The 18,943-nt window shown below is 59.7% G+C and carries 13 protein-coding genes and 1 tRNA gene; 12 read left to right on the forward strand and 2 right to left on the reverse strand.

Annotated elements, in window-relative coordinates; translation table 11 throughout:
- Positions 1 to 75 precede the first annotated feature (75 nt).
- From acuI to K3756_RS08130, 12 genes are all read left to right on the forward strand, one after another.
- The gene (gene acuI / locus K3756_RS08075; RefSeq protein WP_259992988.1) at positions 76 to 1,059 is read left to right on the forward strand and encodes an acryloyl-CoA reductase; all 984 of its coding nucleotides are present in this window, start codon (positions 76 to 78) and stop codon (positions 1,057 to 1,059) included.
- Between the two features lie 220 nt (positions 1,060 to 1,279).
- Positions 1,280 to 2,953 (forward strand): BCCT family transporter, encoded by a 1,674-nt coding sequence (locus tag K3756_RS08080; RefSeq protein WP_259992990.1) that lies wholly within the window; start codon positions 1,280 to 1,282, stop codon positions 2,951 to 2,953.
- Positions 2,954 to 3,124: 171 nt separating this feature from the next.
- Positions 3,125 to 4,549 (forward strand): deoxyribodipyrimidine photo-lyase, encoded by a 1,425-nt coding sequence (locus tag K3756_RS08085; RefSeq protein ID WP_259993000.1) that lies wholly within the window; start codon positions 3,125 to 3,127, stop codon positions 4,547 to 4,549.
- A 69-nt stretch (positions 4,550 to 4,618) separates the two neighbouring features.
- Entirely contained in the window at positions 4,619 to 5,827 is a 1,209-nt protein-coding gene (locus tag K3756_RS08090) for a cyclopropane-fatty-acyl-phospholipid synthase family protein (RefSeq protein WP_259993002.1), read from the forward strand.
- 30 nt (positions 5,828 to 5,857) lie between these two features.
- Entirely contained in the window at positions 5,858 to 6,298 is a 441-nt protein-coding gene (locus K3756_RS08095; RefSeq protein ID WP_259993012.1) for a TrgA family protein, read from the forward strand.
- Complete coding sequence (locus K3756_RS08100) at positions 6,298 to 7,404, forward strand: NUDIX domain-containing protein (RefSeq protein WP_259993024.1); 1,107 nt, start codon at positions 6,298 to 6,300, stop codon at positions 7,402 to 7,404. The genes K3756_RS08095 and K3756_RS08100 overlap by 1 nt, the downstream gene beginning before the upstream one ends.
- A gap of 44 nt (positions 7,405 to 7,448) precedes the next feature.
- Entirely contained in the window at positions 7,449 to 8,483 is a 1,035-nt protein-coding gene (locus K3756_RS08105; RefSeq protein WP_259993029.1) for a cysteine synthase A, read from the forward strand.
- Positions 8,480 to 10,987 carry a DUF3772 domain-containing protein gene (locus tag K3756_RS08110; RefSeq protein WP_259993031.1) on the forward strand — a complete coding sequence of 836 codons (2,508 nt, stop codon included), beginning with the start codon at positions 8,480 to 8,482 and terminating at the stop codon, positions 10,985 to 10,987. The genes K3756_RS08105 and K3756_RS08110 overlap by 4 nt, the downstream gene beginning before the upstream one ends.
- Entirely contained in the window at positions 10,984 to 11,703 is a 720-nt protein-coding gene (locus K3756_RS08115; RefSeq protein WP_259993033.1) for an alanyl-tRNA editing protein, read from the forward strand. The genes K3756_RS08110 and K3756_RS08115 overlap by 4 nt, the downstream gene beginning before the upstream one ends.
- A gap of 46 nt (positions 11,704 to 11,749) precedes the next feature.
- Positions 11,750 to 11,839 (forward strand) — tRNA-Ser (locus K3756_RS08120).
- Positions 11,840 to 12,118: 279 nt separating this feature from the next.
- A complete protein-coding gene (locus K3756_RS08125; RefSeq protein WP_259993035.1) occupies positions 12,119 to 15,412 on the forward strand; it encodes an adenylate/guanylate cyclase domain-containing protein in 3,294 nt (1,097 codons plus the stop codon).
- A 74-nt stretch (positions 15,413 to 15,486) separates the two neighbouring features.
- Entirely contained in the window at positions 15,487 to 16,713 is a 1,227-nt protein-coding gene (locus K3756_RS08130) for an NAD(P)/FAD-dependent oxidoreductase (RefSeq protein WP_259993037.1), read from the forward strand.
- Positions 16,714 to 16,747: 34 nt separating this feature from the next.
- Here the strand turns inward: K3756_RS08130 and K3756_RS08135 are convergent, their stop codons facing one another.
- Complete coding sequence (locus K3756_RS08135; protein ID WP_259993047.1) at positions 16,748 to 17,215, reverse strand: VOC family protein; 468 nt, start codon at positions 17,213 to 17,215, stop codon at positions 16,748 to 16,750.
- A 36-nt stretch (positions 17,216 to 17,251) separates the two neighbouring features.
- Complete coding sequence (locus K3756_RS08140) at positions 17,252 to 18,898, reverse strand: FAD-dependent oxidoreductase (RefSeq protein WP_259993055.1); 1,647 nt, start codon at positions 18,896 to 18,898, stop codon at positions 17,252 to 17,254.
- Positions 18,899 to 18,943 lie beyond the last annotated feature (45 nt).

The raw sequence follows: 18,943 nt of genomic DNA on the forward strand, positions 1-18,943 counted from the left end.
GGGACCGGGGCCAGCCCCGGACCCCGGAGTATTTAAGGCCAAATGAGAAGGCCGGAAATTCAAAAGGAGAATGCGATGTTCAATGCGTTGGTGGTGAATAAGGACGAGGACGGGAAGACGTCGGCGGCGGTGGAGCAGATGTCGGAAGACCGGCTGCCCTCGGGCGACGTGACTGTCGCTGTCGAGTATTCAACCGTGAACTACAAGGACGGGCTTTGTATCGGGCCGGGCGGCGGTCTGGTGCGCAGCTATCCCCATATTCCGGGCATCGATTTCGCCGGAACGGTCGAGCAGTCGGATGACGATCGCTATGCACCCGGTGACAAGGTTGTTCTGACCGGTTGGCGTGTGGGCGAGGCCCATTGGGGCGGATATTCGCAAAAGGCTCGTGTGAAGGCCGATTGGCTGGTGCCGCTTCCCGAAGGGTTGGACACGCGCCAGGCCATGGCGGTTGGCACGGCCGGGTTCACCGCGATGCTGTCCGTGATGGCGCTTGAAGATCACGGGATCAAGTCGGGACCGGTGCTTGTTTGTGGCGCTGCCGGTGGGGTTGGATCGGTCGCGACGGCCATTCTCGCCAATCTGGGACATAAAGTTGCCGCTGTGACAGGCCGGCCCGAAACGGAATCCTATCTCAGATCACTTGGTGCCACGCAGATCGTTGCGCGTGAGGAGATCAACGAGACCACCAAGCGCCCGCTTGAAGGCGAAACCTGGGGGGGATGCGTCGACGCTGTGGGCGGCCCGATGCTGGCACGCGTGCTGGGCCAAATGGAATACGGTGCTTCCGTCGCCGCCGTTGGTCTGGCGGGGGGGGCCCAGTTGCCCGCAACCGTCATCCCGTTCCTGCTGCGCGGCGTAAATCTGCTGGGCATCGACAGCGTGATGCAACCCTACGACAACCGGTTGCGGGCGTGGAAGCGCATTGCGCAGGATCTTCCGATGGAAAAACTGGAAGACATGATCCAGCCAGCGACCCTGTCCGATCTTCCGGGGCTGGGGGCAAATATCTTGCAAGGCAAGGTAAAGGGACGGGTTGTCGTAGACGTCAACGCCTGACGCAAAACCTGCTTTGCACGCACCGGGCGCCCCTGTACAGGAGGCGCCCTTTGCAGTTTGAAGCCCCCTTTTTATGCCATGCCGTCGATCATTGTGATCGGTCGCTTCGCGTCTGTGTTCTCCTGTGTCGTTTTGTGTTCATGGGGTTGCCGCAAGAAAGCGTTTGCTGGTGCGACAAAATGCAGCGTAGCATTGCCGGCATCAACTAGGGAGAAAAACGATGGCACCTAAGCCTCCACTAACGGAATTGCCGATCAAAACGGCGAATACCGGTTTCTACCGTGGGTTCAGCGTGAACGTCACGGTGGTCAGCAAGATTATCATCAGCGTGTTGGTCGTCTGGGCCATCGTCTGGCCTGAATGGGCGGGCGCCGTTCTGGGCGCGTGGAATTCCGCAATCCTGGCGAATTTTGCCGCCTGGTATATCTGGACAGTCGCCTTTTTCATCATTGTCTGCCTGGGACTTGCGCTATGGCCAACGGCAGGGAAGCTCAATCTCGGGCTGGAAGGTGAAAAGCCCGAATTTACGAATTTTTCCTGGTTTTCTATGATGTTCGGGGCCGGTATCGGGGTTGGCATGCTGACCTGGGCGGTTGCCGAGCCTGTCGCGCACTTTCAAAACAACCCATCGGTTATCCAAGGCGTCACAACTGCGCTGGAGAGTGACAACGTGCGTACGGCTTACGTGTGGTCGTTTCTGCATTGGGGTCTTGGCGCCTGGGCGTGTTACGCGGTTGCGGGGCTCTCGCTGGCGTTCTTCAGCTACCGTCGCGGTTTGCCGCTGACCATCCGGTCGTCGCTGACACCGCTTTTCGGCAAGAGCCTGTCGGGAACGCTGGGCCATGTCATCGATATCGTTGCTGTTGTGGCAACCATCCTTGGTGTTGCACAGACGCTCGGATTCGGGGTGGAACAGTTTGTAGCGGGGCTGACGCGGATCGGCATCGGCGGTTTGGCCGACGTTGACGGGTCGGCAACAACGACCGGCATCATCGTGGCTTTGCTTGTCATCATGGGGGCCTCGACGCTTTCGGCACTTTCGGGTGTCGGCAAGGGGATCAAATGGCTGTCGAACATCAACATGGTCCTGTCGATCGTACTTCTGGGCTTTTTCATCATCTTCGGTGCGACGTTCTTTGGGGCGACGGCATTCTTCGTCGGGATCTGGGACTACCTGATCGCATTGCCGCAGCTGAGCTTCCAGGTGTTCCGCTCTGACGGCGTGGACGGGTCCGAGTCTTTCCTTCTGGCACAGTGGCAGGGCTGGTGGCCTGTTTTCTACTGGGCTTGGTGGATCGCCTTTGCTCCGTTCGTGGGTCTGTTCCTCGCGCGTATTTCACGTGGTCGGACAATCCGCGAATTTGTCCTGGGCGCGATGATTGTTCCGTCGCTGATGTGCTTTGTCTGGTTTGCATGGGCCGGTGGCACCGCAATCGATCTGGAGCTGAACGGCGGGGCAGATGGCGTCATTCTGAATGCGGCCAATGGTGACAAGATCTTCGCCATGACCGAGTTTATGTTGGCACCCATCGCACAGGCGCTGGCATGGGGCATGGCGCTGTTGATCGTTGTCTTGCTGATGACGTTCCTGGTGACATCGGCAGACTCCGCCGTGCTCATCGTCAATACGATCAATGCCGCGGGTGATGAAGGGCCCAAGGCGCGCCCGCATATCCTGTTCTGGGGGGCGGCGCTGGCACTGGTTGTCGGTGGATTGCTCATTTCCGGCGGGACGAGCGCGATCCAGACTGCGATGGTCATCGGCGCGTTGCCGTTCTCGATCGTGATGGTCATGATGTGCTTCGCGCTTATCAAGGCGATCTGGAACGATGGACGTCGTGAAGCGGCAGGCGTCCCGACGCTTGCCGATCCCGATCAGGTGCCGGCAGAGTAACGCAGGCCTGCATAATACGAGCGACGAAACCCCGGCCCTTGTGGCCGGGGTTTTGCGTTTGCGTGCGGGGCCGACGGCGCTGTCGCCCAAGGACTACAGATTTGCCGGACGGCAGGCTTGACCGGGCGGCGCACGCTCTATCTTGGCAGGTAACGTCAAACAGGGTTTTCTATGTCCGACACGTCCCCGATCATTGTCTGGTTTCGCCGTGATTTCCGGCTCAGTGACCATCCCGCGCTTCATGCGGCGGCCCAAACCGGACGGCCGGTAATTCCGGTTTTCATTCTGGATGAGCTATATGCCTCTCTAGGGGCCGCACCAAAGTTCCGCATGGGGCTGGCGATCGAACATTTCGCGAAAACGCTCGATGACAAGGGCAGCAAGCTGATCCTTCGACGGTCCGATAAGGCACTGGACGCACTTCAGCAGCTCGTACGCGAGACGGGAGCGGGATCCGTGTTCTGGACACGCCAGTATGACCCCGCGGCGGTGACACGCGATACCGAGGTCAAGGATGTGCTGAAGGAAGAAGGCGTCGATGCGCGTTCGTTCGGCGGTCATTTGATGTTCGAGCCATGGACGGTCGAGACGAAAACGGGTGGGTATTACAAGGTCTACACGCCCTTCTGGAACACGGTCAAAGGGCGCGGCGTCGATGCGCCCTTGTCCGCGCCGTCAAAGCTGGAGCAACCAGCGGAGTGGCCCGAGAGTGACGATCTGGAAAGCTGGGGAATGGCCGCGGCCATGGCGCGCGGTGCCGATGTGGTGCGACCTTTCGTGCAGTTGGGCGAGGGAGCCGCGCAATCCCGCCTTGGCGCGTTTCTTGCCCATAAGGTTGCGGATTACGGCAAGACGAGGGATTTGCCCGGCGTTGATGGCACGTCGAACCTGAGCGAGAACCTCGCGTTGGGAGAAATCAGCCCGCATCAATGCTGGCACGCCGGTCAACGCGCTCTGGAAGAGGGTAAGGCAGGGGCCGAAACCTTCCTCAAAGAGCTTGTCTGGCGCGAATTTGCCTACCACCTGATGCACCACACGCCCCGCATACTGGACGCAAACTGGCGCGAGGACTGGGCGCAGTTCCCTTGGAACGAGGATGAGCGGCGAGCCGAGGTGAAGGCCTGGAAACAGGGGCGTACGGGGATCCGGTTTGTCGATGCCGCCCTGCGCGAGATGTATGTCTCCGGGCGGATGCACAACCGGGGGCGCATGATCGTCGCCAGCTATCTGACCAAGCATCTGATGTGTCACTGGCGGATCGGCCAGAAGTGGTTCGAAGAGTGCCTGATCGACTGGGATCCGGCATCAAACGCGATGGGCTGGCAATGGTCTGCGGGATCCGGCCCCGACGCGACGCCTTACTTCCGCGTCTTCAATCCTGTGACACAGCTCGACAAATTCGACAAAGACCGCGATTATGTTAGCCGATGGATTGCGGAAGAATATGCCAATCCGCACAAGGACGCGCTGGCTTATTTTGATGCAATACCTCAGCGATGGAACATGGCGGCAGATGACGACTATCCCGAACCGATTGTAACGGCCGAGGACGGGCGCAAGGCCGCGCTTGCAGCGTATGAAAACCGGGATTTTTAGGTTTTCTTGATCCGCGAAGCGTTGCATAACGTAATATAACAAAAAGAAAAATGCGAACGGGGAGTGCGCATGACCTTAACTTCGACCGACGGGCAGACCGGCTTGCCACGCTATTTTGCGCGTGTGTTCGGCATGGCCCGAGACCTGCGCCACGGGCGTATCGATTTTGTATTGCCGGATGGCCGCAGGTTTCGCGCCGAAGGGGCATCGCCCGGACCCGTTGCCGAGCTGGACATCCACAACGATGATCTGTTTGCCCGACTGATCCGCGAAGGCGATCTTGGCTTCTGCGACGCCTATCTCGATGGGTGGTGGAGCACACCGGATCTTCAGGCCTTCATGGATTTTATACATCACGATAACGAAGAGCTCTATGATGGGTTTCCGGGCCTCGGGCTGGTGCGCAAGTTCGAACAGGTCCGTTTCTGGCTGCAGCGCAATTCAAAGGCGCAGGCGCGCAAGAACATCTCTTATCACTATGATCTTGGGAATGATTTTTACGGCATGTGGCTGGACGACACGATGACGTATTCGAGCGCCATCTTCAACGACCCGCAGCAGAGCATGGAAGCGGCGCAAACCGAAAAATACAAATCCATGGTCGACCAGATGGGGGTCGGACCGGGCGACCACGTGCTGGAAATCGGCTGCGGATGGGGGGGCTTTGCCGAATATGCCGCCAAAGAACGCGGCTTGCAGGTCACCTGCCTTACCATCAGCGAAGAGCAGTTCAAGTACGCGGTGGACCGCATTGAAAAAGCAGGACTTTCCGACAAGGTAACATTCAAGCTTCAGGACTACCGCGACGAAACCGGCATATACGATGGCATCGCAAGCATCGAAATGTTCGAAGCTGTGGGTGAAAAATACTGGCCTGCCTATTTTGAAACGGTCCGCGAACGGCTCAAGCCCGGCAAGTCGGCCACCCTGCAGATCATCACCGTCGCGGATCGGCGCTGGAAGGTCTACAAGCGCGGCGTTGATTTCATTCAGAAATACATCTTTCCCGGGGGCATGCTGCCCAGCCCGTCGGCCTTGCGCCAACAGGTCGAAAAAGCGGGACTTGCCGTGGAAAAGTCCATCGAATTTGGCAAAAGCTACGATATCACGCTGCGCCGGTGGCACGAGACGTTCAACGCAAAATGGGACCAGATCAGCGCGCTCGGCTTTGACGAACGGTTCCGGCGTATGTGGAATTTTTACCTCACGTCGTGCGCGTCGACTTTTGAGAGTGGAAATTGCGACGTGACACAGATTACGGTGCGCAAGCCGGGCTAGACGCGCCCGACCATTCGCAGGAGCCCGATCATGCCCACAGCTGCAAAACTGGTGGCTGCCGTCTTATTGGCAGTGCTGGCCTATATCCTGTCCGAACTGGTGCGCCCCCTGATGCCCGAAGGGACGGCCTTCGGGAATTTCAACTACGTCAACATGGCCATCGGCGCCCTGACAGGATGGTTCATCATGGGACGTCGCAGTGGCCGGGGGCTGGTCCATGGGATAAATAACGGCCTTACGGGAACCGCGGTGATGATGCTTTGGGCCCTTGGATGGCACGCCGCTTACGAAATGTTCCGCCAGGCGATGCGCAACCGGTTCGATGGGCCCATGGAAGCACTTACCGAGATTTTTCTGATCGCGTCTGACAACGCAGTCACGATTGCGACGGTTTCGGTTCTGGGCACCGCGGTGATCGGTGCCGTGATCGCGGGCGTTCTGACTGACTTCGCGGCAAAGACCTGGCGCTGATGAGCGATCTGTTTTTCTACGGCACGCTGCGGCATGTTCCTTTGCTCGAAACGGTATTGGGGCGCGACGCTTCCGATCTGTCACTCGCCCACGCGGATTTGCCGGGTTACGCCGTTTGCGCAGTAAAGGAAGGCCCGTTCCCGACCATCGTCCCGCGGCACGGAGAGACCGCCCAAGGCGTGCTTGTGAAGGGGTTGCAGGCGCAGGATATCGCGCGGCTGAATTATTACGAGGGTGGTTTCGACTATGATCTCGTGAAAGTTACGCTCGCCGATGGACACGAAGCGCAAGTCTACATGCCACCGCCGGATGTTTGGACGGCGATGGAGCCTTGGGATTTGGCGGAATGGGAGAGCCATTGGGCCGCCCTGAGCGTCGAGGCGGCGCAAGAGGTGATGGGGCATCTTGGCACGCTCTCGCGCGCACAGGTCGCCGAGAAATTTGGCATGATCCGGACGCGGGCATGGGGCCGCGTTCTGGCCCGGTCGCCAAGGACCTCTCAAGGTGTCTTTGACGGGCGGATCGAACTCGCCGAGGCGCGCCGCGCCTATACCGGTTACTTCGCGGTCGATGAACTTGTGATGCGGCACGAGTTGTTTGGCGGCGGCATGTCGGACGCGTTGGACCGGTCCGTTTTTCTTGCCTCCGATGTCGCGATCGTTCTGCCCTACGACCCCAATCGTGACGCGGTCTTGCTGGTAGAGCAGGTGCGTCTTGGCCCGATTGGCCGTAAGGATCCTACGGTGTGGCAACTCGAACCCATCGCGGGGCGCATTGATCCCGGAGAGCAGCCCGAGGCCGCCGCACGCCGGGAAGCGTCCGAGGAGGCCGGGCTGGATCTGCACCGCCTCGAACTGGTAAGCGAGAGCTATCCGACCCCGGGAACGTCGACGGAATTCTACCACATTTTCGTCGGTCTCACCGACCTGCCGGACAGCGCCGCGGGTTTGGGAGGTCTGGAAACAGAAGCCGAAGATATTCGCGCACGTATCGTCGGGTTCGACACTTTTTTGCAGATGGCCGAGACACGCGCCCTGGCCAATACGCCGCTTCATATGCTGGCCTATTGGTTGGCCCACCATCGGAAGCGGTTGAGGTCTGGATAACGCACGGTTAGACGTGGAGATGACCAAACTTTGGAGGCTCCGCCATGCATGTCGCGCGCGATCTGGAAACTGCCGTTGGAAACACCCCGCTGATCCGCTTGCGCGGCGCGAGCGAGGCGACGGGATGCGAGATTTACGGCAAAGCGGAATTCATGAACCCCGGCCAATCCGTCAAGGACCGCGCGGCCCTGTTCATCATCCGTGACGCCATCGCACGGGGCGAGTTAAAGCCCGGCGGAACGATTGTCGAAGGGACAGCCGGCAATACAGGCATCGGACTTGCGCTCGTCGGCGCTTCCATGGGGTTCAAGACCGTGATCGTGATCCCCGAAACGCAATCCGAAGAAAAGAAAGACATGCTGCGTCTGGCCGGTGCCGAACTGGTGCAGGTGCCCGCCGCGCCCTATCGCAACCCCAACAATTTCGTACGCTACTCTGAAAGGTTGGCACATGAGCTGGCGAAGACGTCGGACAAGGGTGTGATCTGGGCCAATCAGTTTGACAACGTCGCAAATCGTCAGGCTCACATCGAAACCACCGGACCCGAGGTTTGGGACCAGACCGATGGCAAGGTAGACGGTTTTGTCTGTGCAGTCGGCTCCGGCGGCACGCTGGCCGGAATGGCCATGGCGCTGCAGGATAAGGGGGTGAAAATCGGTCTGGCCGATCCCGATGGTGCCGCGCTTCACAGCTATTACACCACCGGAGAGCTGGCCAGCGAGGGATCGTCGATTGCCGAGGGCATCGGTCAGGTCCGCATCACCAAGAACCTTGAAGGGCTTAAACCGGACTTCAGCTATAACGTGCCGGATGCGGAGGCTCTGCCGCTGGTGTTTGACATGCTTGAACACGAAGGTTTGTGTCTTGGGGCGTCATCGGGCGTGAATGTGGCAGGCGCCATGCGCATGGCCCGCGATATGGGGCCGGGTAAGACAATCGTTACGATCCTGTGCGATTACGGCACGCGCTATCAGTCGAAACTGTTCAATCCTGCCTTCCTGCGGGAAAAGGGGCTGCCAACGCCCGCTTGGCTCGAGCAGGAGCCCCACGACATTCCGACCGTATTCGAGGAGGTATGACACCAACAGCCATCCGCCGCATTCTGCAAGGTGTTGCGTTTGTCGTCTGGTATGTTTGTTGGACCACCGCCGCGCTTGCACAGCAATTGCCGGGTGTCGACATGCCCGAATGGCGCGATGTGGCCGCCGTGGCCGAAGCTGCGCTGGACGAAGATACCGCCACGGACGCCGAGCTTGAGCGCCTGCGCAGCCAGATTGTCGAATTTCGCGAGGAGTTTGCCGAAGCCCGCGGGATGAACGCGGAGCGGATCAGGTCCCTGCGGGAACAGCTCGAGCTGCTTGGCGCACCTGTCGACGGCCCGGCTGCCGATGCCAGCGCTGCCTTGGACGCGGTGACGGGAACAAGCCCGCCCGCTGAAGAAAATCCGCAGGCCGACGCGGCCCCCGAAGCCCCCGAACTGGCGGAGAAACGCAATGAGCTTGAGGCCCAGCTGACGATGCTGACCGCGCCTGTGCAGGTCGCAGAAGCGGCCTATACCCGTGCTGACGGCTTGATTGGTGAAATCGACACGACCTTGCGCAACCGTCAGGCCGAAGCGTTGCTCGAAGTGGTCGAAACACCTGTGAACCCTGTGCTTTGGGCGCCCGCAATTGAAGAATTGCGTGGCGCTTTTGACAAGCTTTGGCGCAGCGGTAGCGAGATGGATGCAGAGCAGCGTCTGATCGAATTGCGCCGCAACGCGCCCCTCATCCTGCTGGTCACCCTTGCCGGTCTCATCCTGATTTTTCGGGGCCGTAGGTGGGCCACCTCCATTGTGCAGCGGCTGCGCCGCAAGGGCACGCGCGGGCTGGGCATCTGGCGGTTTCTGGTTTCGCTGTTGCGCATTGTGCTGCCGCTCCTCGGGTTGTCGTTGCTGAGCTATGCTGCCCTGCGAACCGGCTATTTCGGGCGGCGTGGTGATGAATTGCTGCAGGTTCTTCCGATCATCGGTGGGGTCATGCTCGGCTTTCGCTGGGTCGGCGAAAGACTGTTTTCGCGGGATGATGACGAGGCCCTGCTTGACCTGAGCCAAGCCGATCGCGCGCAGGCGCGTTTCCTTGTCAGCATGTTGACCGTGCTTCTGATCATCGAGGCCGTGCTGTTGATCGTCCTCGAACTCGACGATGCGAGCACCGCCACGAAAACGGTCGTCAGCTTTCCTTTCACCGTGCTGGTGGGATACGCGATCTACCGCATCGGACGGCTTTTGCGGCACTACGGCAATGAGACCGTCGCGGACGAAGACAGCGAAATATCCCGCGCCAGTACGCTCGGCCGCCTCATCCGTAGCCTCGGGACGATCAGCATTCTGATCGGCGTCGCGTCGCCGCTCTTGCAGCTGGCGGGGTATAAAAACGCCGCCGACGCGTTGCTGGAGCCGTGGGCGGTGACACTCGTGGTCCTTGGTCTCGTGCTGGCGCTTCAGCGCTTCAGCGCGGATGTCTATGGCGCGGTGACAGGGCGCGGCGAAGACGCCCGCGAGGCGTTGATGCCGATTTTTTTCGGCATGGCATTGTTGCTGATTGCCGCGCCTTTGCTGGCGCTGGTGTGGGGGGCGCGTGTCTCGGACCTGACGGAAGTCTGGGCCGCGTTCCAACGGGGCTTTGCGATAGGCAATTCGCGTATTTCGCCGACCGACTTCCTCGCCTTCGTCATCATCTTTACCGTCGGCTATCTCGCCACGCGGCTGGCACAGGGAGCCCTGAAAACCAATGTCTTGCCGAAAACGAGGATCGACAAGGGCGGGCAGAACGCAATCGTATCCGGGCTGGGCTATGTCGGTATCTTCCTTGCCGCGCTCGCTGCGATCACGGGCGCGGGGCTTGATCTCAGTTCACTGGCCATTGTGGCAGGTGCTTTGTCGGTCGGCATCGGTTTTGGTCTGCAAACGATTGTTTCGAACTTTGTGTCAGGGATTATTCTTCTGATCGAGCGTCCGATTTCCGAAGGGGACTGGATCGAAGTGGGCGATCAGATGGGGTACGTGCGCGATATCTCTGTACGCTCTACTCGGATCGAGACGTTCGATGGAACGGATGTCATCGTGCCCAACGCGGATCTTGTCAGCGGCACGGTGACAAACTTCACCCGGGGCAACACCTTGGGGCGTGTGATCGTGCCGGTGGGTGTGGCTTATGGCACCGATACCAAGAAGGTGCAGAAGATCCTGCTGGAAATCGCGGAAAACCAGCCGATGACTGTCGCCAATCCGCCACCCGCTGCGTTGTTCCTGAGTTTTGGCGCAGATGCGTTGGAGTTCGAGATACGCATGTTCCTGCGCGACGTGAACTGGATGATGGCCGTGAAAAGTGACGTGAACCACGAAATTGCCCAACGGTTTGCCGAGGAGGGGATCGAGATTCCGTTCGCTCAACGCGACGTATGGTTGCGGAACCCCGAGGTGCTGCATGCCGCCCCACAAACGCCGAATTCCACAACGCCGGACGACGGCGAGGCGGACGCCGCGGAGGGCGCCGCTCCCGCTGCGCTCAAGGGCGAAGGTGAAGGCGAGGGCGACACATGACGCGCAAGTTGTTCCGTGACGACCCCTATCTTCGCGATGCCGAGGCAAGAGTGCTTCGTCACACGCCCGAGGGAGGGGTCGTTCTTGATGCGAGCGTCTTCTATCCGAAGGGCGGCGGGCAGCCGGGGGATAGCGGCGTATTGCGCTGGCAGGGACAGGTGATGCCCGTGGCGACGACCGTCGTGGGAGAGGGCGATGACATCGTACTTGTTCCCGCAGAACCCGTTGCGCTGCCGCCGGTTGGCGCACAGGTGCTGCAATCGCTCGATTGGGATCGCAGGCACAGGCATATGCGCGTCCACACGGCCTTGCACCTCATGTCGGTTGTCGTGCCGTTCGGCGTCACAGGTGGGGCGATATCGGCCACGCACGGGCGTCTGGATTTTGACATGCCGGAGGCGCCGCAGGACCGCGAAGCGCTCGAGACTGCGTTGAACCACTATGTCGAGCAGGACGCACGCGTCAGCGATGGCTGGATCAGCCAGGCGGAACTGGATGCAGCCCCCCAGTTGGTCACGACCATGGCCGTGCAACCGCCCCGGACGGGCGGCGACATCCGCCTTGTGCGCATCGGTGAAGAGGACGACTGGATCGACCTGCAACCTTGCGGCGGCACACATGTCGCCCGTACGGGCGAGATAGGCGCCCTGCGTCTGGGCAAGATCGAGAAAAAGGGCAAGATGAACCGCCGCATTTATCTGCATCTGGACAGCTGATTTCGGGTTGCAAAGGGTGCTTTACCCTTGCTAAAGACCCGCCTACGGACAGGTGGCCGAGTGGTCGAAGGCGCACGCCTGGAAAGTGTGTAGGCGGGAGACCGTCTCCAGGGTTCGAATCCCTGTCTGTCCGCCACAGCCTAATTCATAATTTATATCGTTATCCTGCGGTGCAGTTTGTGCGCCTGTCGGGGCGGCTTCTAATGATGGGGCCCCGGCACACGGCGCGGCGCACAGCGGAATGATCACCTTCTAAAGCTAATTCGTTCGGTATTTTGCGTACCACAGGGCGGGAAGGTCAGCGTGCCCGAATTATGAGCAAATGGTACGCGCGGGCGCTTTCGGGGCGAATACACAGCTTTCTGATGATGGGTCGGGCCGACTTATGGTACACTCGCGGCAGGGAGAATTGGCCATGAGTATTGATGTGTGGCTGAGAAGTCTGGGTCTGGGGCACCATACAAAGGCATTTCACGACAATGCCATCGACGTCGATATCCTGGGTGATCTGACGGAGCGCGATCTGGGCGATCTGGGCATTCCGCTGGGAGATCGCAAGCGGATCATGCGCGCTATTGGCACGCCACCGGCAACACAGCCGCCCGAGCAGGCCGAGCGCAGACACCTGACGGTGATGTTTGTCGATCTTGTCGGGTCGACACGCATCGCCAGTGAGGTGGACCCTGAAGAGGTGCGCGATCTGATCCGCGCCTTCCAGAACGCCGTTGCCGGTGAGGTGCTGCGGTTCGAAGGCTACGTGGCCAAGTTCATGGGCGACGGCGTGTTGTGCTATTTCGGCTTTCCCTCGGCAGGGGAGGACGACGCAGAACGCGCGGTGCGGGCAGGGCGCGCGATTGTCAAAGCAACCTCACAGATCGGCACAGCGTCGGGCGCCCCGGCGTTGGTGCGCATCGGCATTGCGACCGGCGTCGTCGTCGTGGGCGAAATGGTCGGAGACGCCGAAGCCCGCGAACGCGATGTCGTCGGGCAGACCCCCAACCTTGCCGCGCGCCTTCAATCGATCGCCGAGCCGGGCCAGATCGTTGTTGCGGACGAAACCCGACAGCTCGTCCAGCACGTGTTCGAGTTGGGCGAAGTGGCATTGCCCGACCTGAAGGGCATAGCGCCCGGTTTGCGCGCATTCGAAGTCGTGGGGAATATCGAAGCAAAAGCGCCGTTCGGCGACAATGTGACCGCACGCAAGGCTCCGATCTTTGGCAGGGACGACGAGCTCGGGCATCTGCGAAGGCAGTGGGACGCCGCAGGGCAGGGAGATGCAAAAGCCCTTTTGCTGACCGGCGAACCCGGTATCGGCAAATCACGCTTGGTGCATGCCCTGTATGATCACGTCGGCGAAACGGGGCACGCGCGCGTCGCTCTGTTTTGCTCACCGCATCACAGGCAGACAGCGCTTTATCCGATAATCTCCCGGATTGAAAAAGATGCGGGGCTCACGCCTGAACTTCCCGATACCCTTGCCTTTGAAAAGCTCAAGGCCCTGCTTCCGGGGACATTCGAAAAGAGCGCCAACAACGGACGCATTTTTGCAAATCTTCTAGGGCGCGATTTTGACGCGCACTTGGGTCCTTTGGAAATTGCACCACAGCAAATGCGCAAAAGAACGATTGAATTGCTCAGCGATTATCTAATGCGACGCGCCCGCGATGCGCCGGGTCTGGTCGTGGTCGATGACATCCAGTGGATCGATGAAACCACGTTCGAGGTTCTGAAAGCGTGTATTTCATCGCCCGCGTCGCACAAGATGCTGTTTCTTTTTTCCGGCAGGTCCGGCGTGAGGCCGGTCATTTTCGATGACTTGATCAGCGAGCACATCGCGCTTGCGCGACTGGATGGTGGTTGCGCACGTGATATCATTTGTACGCTCGCCCGCGGGAAATCGGTTCCGGAGCAATTGATAGAAGAGATACTGCGCAAGACCGATGGCGTGCCCCTGTTTGTTCAGGAACTGACAAAAATGATCCTGGATTCAGATGCCGTTCTCGAGAGCGATAGCGCGTTCAGGCTGACCGCTCCGATCGGGAGCTTGTCGATACCATCGAGCCTGCACGATTCGCTTATGGCGCGACTGGATCGTCTGAAACACGCCAAGAAGACGGCCCAGATTGCCGCCTGCATCGGACGGGTCTTTGATTTTGACACCTTGTCGGACTTGGCGCCGTTAGAGCGGTCAGAGGTGCGGGACGCTCTGGAGGAATTGGTCGAAGCAGAGTTGGTCGAAAGCCCCGATAGTGCCACTGGTCACTACAGTTTCTGTCATGCGCTTGTGTGTGATGCGGCTTATGAAAGTCTGCTCAAGTCCCAACGCAAAACGATACACGCGAGCCTCGCCCGGGTGCTGCAGGAAAACGGGGCTGCCCCAGAAACTCTCGCCCGCCATCACGAAGCGGCAGGCCAGGCCGCGATGGCGGCGCAGTCCCTGCTGGCCGCGGGGCGCAGCGCACTGCGTATCAGTGCGGCGGCGGAAGCGATCGACCGGTTTCGCAAAGGGCTTGATCTGTTGGCCGGAGAGCCGTCGACCAATGACACCAAGCTGCTGCAGATGCGCCTGTGGGGCCTGTTGGGTACCGGTTATATGCTGAGCAGAAGCTGGGGCGCACCTGAGGTGGATCAGGCGTTTTCAGAAGCCCTGAAGCTGGTCGATCAGACTGACAATGCGAGTGAACGGATTTGGGTGCTCTGGGGCGCGTGGGTCTATGAACAGGTCCGCGGGCAGATCGGCACATGCCAAAGCAAGGCGCGGCGCGCGATGGAAATTGCCCTTGAAGGGCAAGATGATGACGCGATGCTGGTGGCCCACGTCATGGCTGTTCAGGCCGCCTTCTACGAAGGCCGTTGGCGCGATGCGATTGACCACGGGGCCCAGATCGAAGCGCTTTATGACCCCAAACGCCATGCCGCTTTGCGTGATACATATTCGCTGGACCTGCTGGTCGTGTGGTACGTGCACGGCAGTCAGGCCCATTGGATGTTGGGCGATCTTGCCCGCGCAAACGCGCTGCGCGAGAAGGCACGCAAATTTTCCGTAGAAATCGATCACACGTACTCGCGCGTCTGGGTGACGGTCTGGGCCGCCAACCTTGATCTGTTGAACGGGGAGGTTGGCGAAGTCCTGACCCATGTCCCCAAAGCGGTTGAGCTGAGCGATACTCAGGGGTTCGAATACATCACACGGCTGGGACAGCTTCTGCTGTCGGCTGCCGATGGGGATGGTGCGCGCGCGCAACAAGCGCTTGACCGCTCGATTCACGGGTTCAAGGAAACGGGCGCGGGAATTACCATTCCCTACTTTTTGACCCTCAAGGCGCAGGCCTTGCTGGCGGCGAAACAGCCAGACGCGGCCTATACGACCTGCAAAGAGGCGCTTGCGCTGATCGACCGTCACGGCGAAGCTTGGGTGGCGCCGCTCGCGTTTCGCATACTGGGCGACATTCTGCGGGACCCGTCCATCGGTGACATCGCGGAATCCGCCAATGCCTACAGCAAAGCGGCCGACGTCGCGCGGGCCAGCGGTGCAATTATCTGGCAGGTGCAAGCGGAATTGGGTAGGCTTGCTCTGGACCAACAGCCGCATGACCGCAAAATCGGGCAAGCGCATTTGGATGACTACCGTGATTTGCTCGAAGGGCTCAATTTGGTGGGCCCAAGTACGACGATCAAATCACTCATTACCGAGTTGCAGCGTTTTTAAACCACATTTGATTAAGAAACCTGTCGCAGGCATCGCATTTGATGCCGCGCAGATTTGCACTTGAGGAGAATTCTATGACCTTTGATGCCATTATTGTGGGCGGTCGGTGCGCAGGCGCTTCTTTGGCCATGCTTTTGGGGCGTAGGGGGCTGAAAGTACTCCTGCTCGACGCGGCAGAACTTCCGAGCGACAAGACAACGTCGACCCATTTTATCTGGCAATCGGGAACGGGCTGTCTGAAGCGATGGGGGCTGATTAAAAAGCTCGAGGCCACCAATTGTGCGCCCCACCAAAGTTATCTGCTGGATCTTGGAGGGCTGGAATTGCGCGGCGCTGTGCGCGCCAACGAAGACGGGATGTCGCAGAGCTATGCCCCACGCAGACATGTGATTGACCGGCTTTTGCTGGAAGAAGCACGGGCCGCAGGCGTCGAAATACAGGACGGTTGCAAGGTACTGGATATGTTGCGCGACGGTGATCGCGTCGCCGGTGTTTCATACCGCGACAGGCAAGGCGGTGTTGCCGAAGCGCGCGCACATATCGTGGTGGGCGCGGACGGGATCAATTCCACCATCGCGGAACTGGTCGGCGCCGAAACCTACAATTACCGTACCAAGAGCCAACAGATTTTCTTTTCCTACTTCAAGGGGGTCGACATCGAGGATGTCGAGTTCTACTCGCGTCCGGGCCGCATGGGATTTGCTTGGGAAACCAATGATTGGGAAGTTGTCGCCGGATTTTGCTGTCGCGGCGAAGACGCCAAGGCGATGGCCGATGACGTCGCCGCGAATTACTGGCGCGAACTGGCCACCATGTCGCCGAGCTTCCACCAACGCCTGAAATCCGCAGAGCAGACGGCGCCGGTCCGAATGGGGGGGACACCTTCGCTGATGCGCACGGCGGGAGGCAAAGGATGGGCGCTGGTCGGTGATGCGGGGCTGAACATGGATCCCGTCTCGGCGGCGGGCATTTCGAACGCCTTTATACAGGCCGAAATGCTGGCCGATGCGATCAGCACAGGATTGGATCAAGACGCGCTGGATCAGGAGATCACGTCGTTCGCGCAAGCGCGGGACGAAAAGTTCGGACCCTATTTCGAGTTCACGGCCGACCTTGCCCAGCTCAACCCGGACGTTCCGGATGAGGTGATGCAATTGTTCATGGCTCTTCCCGGGCAACAGGCCGATATCGATGCCTATTTCGGCGTGTTTGCCCAGACGGTGCCGGTGACCGAATTCTTTGATCCCGCGAACCTCCAGCGGATCATAGCCGGGTCTGCGGTGCCTTCCCAGACGGCCTAACGGTCGCGCTCAAGGGGTATGGTTGGTGGGCCGCTTAGCTGCCGGACGGCGGCGGAGGGGCTGCCATCATAGATTCCGTAAGCTGGATGATTACGTCTTCGGGACCACGGAAATAGACGGTCTGCGATTCAAACCCCTGCGCGGTCACCACATCGCTCAGAAAGGTGTAGCCGCCGGATTTCAGTTGCGACACCTTCGCAGAGATGTCCTCGACCAGAAAACCGAAGTGTCTCAATCCCTTGCGGTTCAGCTCTGCCACGCCCGGATTGGCGATTGGTCCGGGGTTGAGGAACTTCAGGATTGCGATGCGCGTGGCCGTGCCCTGACAAACTGCGGGCAGATAGTGGACCTTGCAGTTTTTCATCTGTGCCAATTCGTCTGCCCAAGCACCTTCAATCGTGCGGCGTTCCCCGATCTCGCAATCGAAATAAGTGCGCAGGAAATCGGCGACACCATCCTGATCATCGGCGACCCAAGCGATATGGTTCATCATTGGCTGCATTCTATTCTTCCTCTTATGTGTCCGGCGGTGGATCGTTCAGTCCTGATTTTCCCAGCTCGGCGGCAGCAGCCCCAAATGATGCTGGAGCATGTCTTCGGCGGTGGCCAGCGCCCCTTCTGCCCAGCCTTGATCGTGTGAATACGCCTCGCCGCAGATATAGACAGGGATGTCTTTGACTGGCTGTACGATGTTGCGGCTCACCTCATGGCTGCGCACGCCGACATGCCAGAAATTTGCACCACCGCCGTAGGGATCATCGCCCCAGTCCTTGTACGAAGCGGCGTAGGGCGCGGGGATGTCAGCCTCGGTTGATACGCCGTGCATCTGCATAATTTGCCGGTGGACTTCCTCCACCATCCGTTTTGGCGCGGGAAAATCGCTCCATGCGGGCAGGCCACCGCCCGGGGGCTGGCCCCCTTGGCCTTTAAAGACTTCTTCCTGACTGCGCAGACCTGCCCAATAGGACAGCGCAAGGCCATCGTCGTAGATCAGGACAACGGCATTGCCGGTGTCTTCGTCGGTGTCCCAGTAATAGAGCTGCCGCACTGGCAGGTCGGTCACAGACTCGCCCTTCGTGATCTTTTTCATCACCGGCTGGCCATTGCCATCCGGGACTGCAACAGGCGGCAGGTCCTCCCACCACGCATAGCTGTAGCACAGGGCAAGTTTGAACAGCGGGATGGGGGTGACGGATTCCATCAACGCGCGCACGCTGCGGTTTTCCGGGTCCATCACCGCGCCGGTGGGAGCCAGGATTTCCAGCGCCCGCCGTGGCATGGCCAGCACGAGATTGCGCGCCTTGCGGGTTGTGATGCTTCCCCCGCTTTCCACTTTGAATTCAACGCCGGTGGTACCGTCCTGCATCTTGGTCGTGTCAAAACTGATAAGCCGGTGGTCCGTGCTGATCGTGCCGCCCGCCTTTTCAAAATGCTCCGCGCATCTCAGCGGTACTTCCTGATACCCCTCGGCTAGCCGCGAGTAGGTGACGGATCTGCCAAAATCGCTGAGGTTCCAAGGCAGGCCGTCCGCGGCATTCCATGTATAGAGAATGCTGTCGTAGCCGCTTGAATCGACTGCAAAGCTATAGGCTTCGTGGCTTATCATGCGCTGCATGCAATAGCGCAGGGGAAGATCGCCCAATGCGTTGCCTTCGAACGCGTCATCCTTGGTGATATCGAGCCAATTGACCTTTGCCAGATCGACATCCTTGCCGGTCATCGCCCGCAGCAGACGTTCTGCGGCCAATGCCGTAAAGCCGCCCGACAGGGCCGTCTTGCTGCTTTCGTCTTCCAGCAAGTTGTAGGGCAGTTTCGACGCGTCGCTAAGATCTTGCATGCGCAGCCGTGTGTTGCGCAGATACGCTATGTTTTGCGGCTCGCTTACGGGAAAAGGGACCGGCGTAAGCCCGAAAAGACCGACCAGCCCGATGACGTGTTTATGCTCGGAAGTGTAGCGCATGCCGCCCACTTCGACCCGCGTATTTGGCACGCCGGGTGGCTGTAGCGACAACAAGCGCCCGCCGATCCTGTTCGATTGCTCGAAAACTTCCACCCGCAAGTCACCCGGGGGCAGGGGGGACGTGTCAGCGCGCGGGGAGCCCATCAGACGCATCGCGCTATAGACACCGCTCACGCCGGCGCCAACAATTGCGATATCCAGTTCAGTGTCTTGCACTTCGGTCATATCAGGTGTCCTTGCTTAAGCGTTGTGATGCACGAATGCCTTGGT

The sequence above is a fragment of the Sulfitobacter sp. S190 genome, assembly GCF_025141935.1.
GTDB lineage: Bacteria > Pseudomonadota > Alphaproteobacteria > Rhodobacterales > Rhodobacteraceae > Sulfitobacter.